This is a genomic window from Enterococcus sp. DIV0660C, assembly GCF_017316125.1.
Classification (GTDB): domain Bacteria; phylum Bacillota; class Bacilli; order Lactobacillales; family Enterococcaceae; genus Enterococcus_B.
The window spans coordinates 1-5234 of sequence record NZ_JAFLWA010000016.1; the positions used below are offsets into that span (position 1 = coordinate 1).

Genomic DNA, 5234 nt, shown 5'->3' on the forward strand with positions numbered 1-5234 from the left:
GAAGATAAATAAAACCAAGTACAACGGAACCAAGTACAACAGAACCAAGTACAACAGAACCAAGTACAACGGAACCAAGTACAACAGAACCAAGTACAACGGAACCAAGTACAACAGAACCAAGTACAACAGAACCAAGTACGACAGAATCAAGTACAACAGAATCAAAAAATGATTTAACAACAGGTTCATCAAGTAATAAGCCAAATGGAAGTTCAGATCAATCAAGCGGTGGCTCTCTTCCTAAGACAGGTGATTCTGGAAGTAATCCAATTGTTATTATCATTGGATTAGCATTTATTGGATTAGCAGTATTTAGTTTACGCAAGAACAAAAAACATTAAACTAAATTTGATAGTAAATAAATGATAGAAGATTTGAGATATAAAAAGATATCTTTATTAATCGGACCTCCAAAAATTAGACCAAAAATCTAATTTTTGGAGGTCGATTTTTTTATGGTTAAATTATAGCTCTGTTTTAAAAGATTCCGATTTTCCAAACAAGAAAAACCAGAATTGTCTATGACTTCTACCAATCAAATGGACGAGTAGAGTTCGCTGCTTCGAAAAACTCTACATTTTTTGGTAACTTCAATTTCTTAAAATAAATGGTCATTTGTTAGTTTTATAGTAAATACTAATTTTAGTTGGAGTGTTTTCTTTGTTTCTATTAATTCGCTTTTTAAACTATCAAAAAAATATAGATAAGATGAGTTTGGAGCAATTTTTAATGGAAGTAAAGTTCTGGTATTAAAACAGACTGCTTGGACATACATAGTGCTAATTTCAAAATCATTCGTGGAGGGCAAGTTATCGCATTTGAGAATCATGTCTATATTTCAGGTTCATTTTTTTACTTTAAATTAAGATAGTTATGCAACATATTCGCTTTGTTTTTTGGATTGAGGTATCATTCTACATAACATTTATAATGAAGGAGAATGTTTTTTATGTATATTCCTAATAATCAATCTAAATTAGAGACCCAAATGAATGTAGAATTTTTACGTTTTATTGATAAAGATACCTATTTAAAGATGCTTATTTTGGAATACCTAAAACTCCGCCCTTATTATGTACCAGCAAATGAAATAGCTGGGAATTTTAATATTACATATAAAAAAAGTAACATGATGCTTTTGGATTTAAAAAATGAAATGGATACTTATTTTAAAGATAATGAGAGCTCAATTGACTTTATTAGAGGCAAGGGATACTTTCTAAAAGCTCATGATGGTACGGATTTAAGAGGGTTTATAACAGAACTTATATATAAAAATCCTATGGTTGTGTTATTACATGATCTTATTTTTAAACGAATTACGTCAGTTCAAAAATATTGTCAAGAAAAGTTTATCAGTGAGTCAAAACTAAAAAAAGATTTATCAAAGCTAAAAAAATCTGTAGAAAAATTAGATGTTTCTATCGATAGAAACAAAATGACGTTAATCGGTCCTGAAAATAAGGTAAGATTTTTGATCTTTATATTTTATTGGAAAGTAAACAAAGATGCTTGGCCATTCGAGTATATTAATGAGAATGAAATAGTCAGCAGTGTTAATGAGTGGTCATATGTACAACAATTAAATCGAATCGAAAAAAGAAAGCTAGTTTATCATATAGCTATATGGAGATTACGGATAGCACAAAAGAACTTCATTGAGAATAGCGATGTATATGAGGGAAAAGTATTTCAAAAATTTAAACAAGAAATGGAGAAAGCTGATTTGATTCGTACATCAAATATTCATGAATTTCATGGACTATTTGATGTATTTAAAGTTTTTAATTTTCTTCCAAATATGGAGGAGTGCTTTTGTGAGGAACTATCTAACTATGTACCTGAAGCTGTGCAAACGAGTGTGGTCTTAGACTTATTTGAAAAAGAGTTTTTTCAAATAAGTGATATGAGAGTACACAAGCAAACAAAAATGTTTTTATTTAGTACACATAATATGGTAAAAATAAGCCCAAATTTAGAAATTGATGAATTGGGTAATTCTTATATACGTTATATAAACACCTTAGTCCCAAAATTGTCGGAAAGAATGAAGTTTTTCATAAATGATTTGCAAAATAATTTACAGAGCAATATTTTTGATAAGGAAAGATTATTGAATATACGATATTGTATGATTTTCTATCTAGCAAATAAACTAACAGTCTATGAAAAAAAAATATATGTTTTATTTGAAACAGAGTTAAATTCATATATAAGAAATTATCAACGGGATATATTAGAATACATTTTGCAAAAAACATATAATGTATCTGTTTTATTTGAAGAAGAACTCCCCCCTGAAGTTACCCCCGATTTAATAGTATCCAACTTAAGAATGTACGACACTAATGATAACTTGAGAGTCACTGTTTCACGAAATTTGACCTTATATGAAATAATAAATATTCTCATAGCTATACGAAATTTACATTAGGATTTTTACAGTTGAGTTTTGGTGGAATCGTTTTCTTTGTTCTTATAAACTAAAATAACTCAGTACAATAGTTCATACTGGGTTATTTTACATAGAAAGGGGAGATAACGGTGAACGCTATTTTAGATTTTCATACCTCTAAAGATGAAATATTCAATGAGATACACAATTATAAAGTATCAGAAAACTCTATAATTTTGAGGTATGTTGAACAATTATTTAATGAAATAGAACTAATTTTATTTAAAGATAGGAGTAAAGTGTTTGAAATAGTTAAAACTATTGTCGGTATAGATACTAAGCTACTGATGCTTGATAAATTCAACCCAAAATTCTAATGTTCAACATTAGTGCAGCTATTTATAAAAAAGTAAAGTCTGAGGTATTGAAACTTTCCATACCTCATTGAAAAAGAAAAAAACTTATTAAAGCATAAGGGGTCATCTTCTCTACTAAAATTTAGGATAGCTAGTTAGTTTTATAAGAGATTAAAAATGTAATAGTAATAATAACCATAACAACGAGAAAATAAATAGCTTTTAGATATAAGGATTTTTTCAATTAGGCTACCATATCTAAAGGCCAGTGACCAACTATTAACGCCATAAGTTTTCTCGTTCAAAAGGGTAGTACTAAAATGTTTGAAATTATTAAGGTGGAATTAAAATGGAAAGAATGCTTGCGAGGGAATGGCTTTTAACACCAGAAGTAGACTTAGAGATAAAAATAGTTAATTATTTATTTAATGCCGATAGGTTTGTTTCTACTGCAGAGCTATCAGCGGTTCTTAATGAAGAAACCAAAAAGATTACTAAAGTTGTACAAAAATTAGAGGAACATGTAGAGAATCATGGCGATAAAAATATTCAATTATTAAGGGTAAAAAGAGGTGGAGTTCGTTTAGTTCTTCCTTCAGAAACAGATATGAAAGCATTGTTATCTCATTTATTATTGAAGAGTCCCTTGATTGCTTTATTGGATGAATTATTTTCTAATACATTCATTTCTGTTATAAATTATTCACAAAATAACTATATTAGTGAAGCAACAGTAAGAAGATATATAAGAAAAATCAGAACTTACCTTGGACAATATAATATAGATATAGCTAGAAGAGATTTTTCAATAGAGGGCTCCGAGAAACAAATTAGAATTTTTATGTTGTTGTTTTATTGGAGGATTAATCAAGGGGTTGGTTGGCCATTTAGAAATATTTCTGAACATAGAGTAGAGAGAATAGTAGATTATTTATGTGATGAGAAGAAAGGTTTATCAAAAGTTTCTAGAATTGAGCGTAGGCGTATGATGTTTTATATCGCAATTACGTTAATTCGAACAAGAGAGAAAAAATACATTAAAATAATTCGTGAATGGGAAATGGAGCGCAATTCGTATTTTGATAAATTTTTTGAAGCTTTTTCTGAACTAAAAAAAGATATTTTTTTGAGTGAGGATGAGATTCTATTTCATTATGAAATATGGAAGATATTCTTATGGACAAGTGATATGGCTGGAATTATTGAGCAAGAGAAAGAGAAACAAAGTGGTGTAGCAATTTCAGTAAATGCTACTTTAAGGCTTTTTCAAGAATATTTCTTTACTTTAAATCCAAGTTTTATTAAACGGATTGAACCCTATTTATATGCTACACATATGTCAGCTAGTTTGTTTGAAAACTTGCTAACTGATTTGAATGGGTATCAGTATTTAAGAAAGATTGAGTTATACTACCCGGAATTAAAGAAACGTATATCCAACCTTATAGACATTTTGTATAAAACCACCAATAATAAAATTTTTTTAGAAGAAAACTACTTAATTATTTACTATTGGGCGATATTTAGCCACTTTAATAAGGCAGCTATGTATGAAAAAGAGACAAATCTACTTTTAGAAACAGATTTACCCAAATCTTTAAGAGAAACACTTAGACAGATGGTTGAAGGTCATTTTAATTTCAAATATAATATTAACGTATATACGAGTGACATGAATTACAATGAAAATGAGATGGATATTATTCTATCAACTAATACGCTTGATGGACTAGATAAAGAGTATCCTAATGCGAAGATCATTGCTATTAATCGAGAAATTAGAAATAGAGATTTAAAAAGAATTGAACAAGAATTGAATAAGAGCTATTGAATAATTTAGAATATTGAAAAGAATCTATAGCAAGAATATTCTTAAAAAAATACACGTACAAAAATCATTTTTCGGATTTTTGTACGTGTGTTTTTTTTTATTTGAAAAAAATTCAGTCAAAAAAGTGTTTTTTAAGGTCTTGTTTTTGATTATCTGCCGATTCTGAAAATGTTATTGTATATTCACTCGGCAGTGAGTGTGTCATATCTAAAGTAGATGAAAATATATATGTTGCTGAGTAAAAGTTGTGTATTTGGGTATTATAGATCCAGTATTTCAGATTCATGTAGTGTATTCCGAAAAAGACAGAAGAATTTGCTAACTAGATATATGTTTCATAGGAAAGGAGCGTTTATTAGTAATAAAAAAGATTAAGCAATCTATCTTTTGTGCAAAGTGAGTAACGTTATAGGTATCGATACATAAGTCTATGTCCCTTATATTATTTGTAAAAAAAAGGAGATGTTAATTATCAAATATATGGATAAGTTTAAAAAGTGTGTAACATTGGGGGCAACGACAGTAATGTTGTTCCAATCTTTATCAGTAGTACCGACAACTGTACTTGCGGAAGAGAACAATAAAAGCAACACAGAAGTAGTAGAATCTTCAAAAGCTAATGAAGCGATTGAAGAAAGTACAAGCAATA

Annotated in this window: 3 protein-coding genes; all 3 read left to right on the forward strand. The window is 28.8% G+C overall.

The window, feature by feature from the left end:
- The first annotated feature begins 952 nt into the window (after positions 1-952).
- The 3 genes from DOK81_RS04200 to DOK81_RS04210 all read left to right on the forward strand — a co-directional run bounded on the left by DOK81_RS04200 (position 953) and on the right by DOK81_RS04210 (position 4585).
- A complete protein-coding gene (locus DOK81_RS04200) occupies positions 953-2437 on the forward strand; it encodes a helix-turn-helix domain-containing protein (protein ID WP_206908647.1) in 1485 nt (494 codons plus the stop codon).
- Between the two features lie 110 nt (positions 2438-2547).
- Complete coding sequence (locus DOK81_RS04205) at positions 2548-2775, forward strand: hypothetical protein (protein ID WP_206908649.1); 228 nt, start codon at positions 2548-2550, stop codon at positions 2773-2775.
- A gap of 328 nt (positions 2776-3103) precedes the next feature.
- Positions 3104-4585: a helix-turn-helix domain-containing protein gene (locus DOK81_RS04210; protein ID WP_206908650.1), complete on the forward strand. Its 1482-nt coding sequence runs from the start codon at positions 3104-3106 to the stop codon at positions 4583-4585.
- The last annotated feature ends 649 nt before the right edge of the window (positions 4586-5234 follow it).

Excerpts from the sequence above, each read along its gene's own strand:
- DOK81_RS04200 (WP_206908647.1), top strand. The coding sequence starts at position 953 with ATGTATATTCCTAATAATCAATCTAAATTAGAGACCCAAATGAATGTA.
- DOK81_RS04210 (WP_206908650.1), top strand. The coding sequence starts at position 3,104 with ATGGAAAGAATGCTTGCGAGGGAATGGCTTTTAACACCAGAAGTAGAC.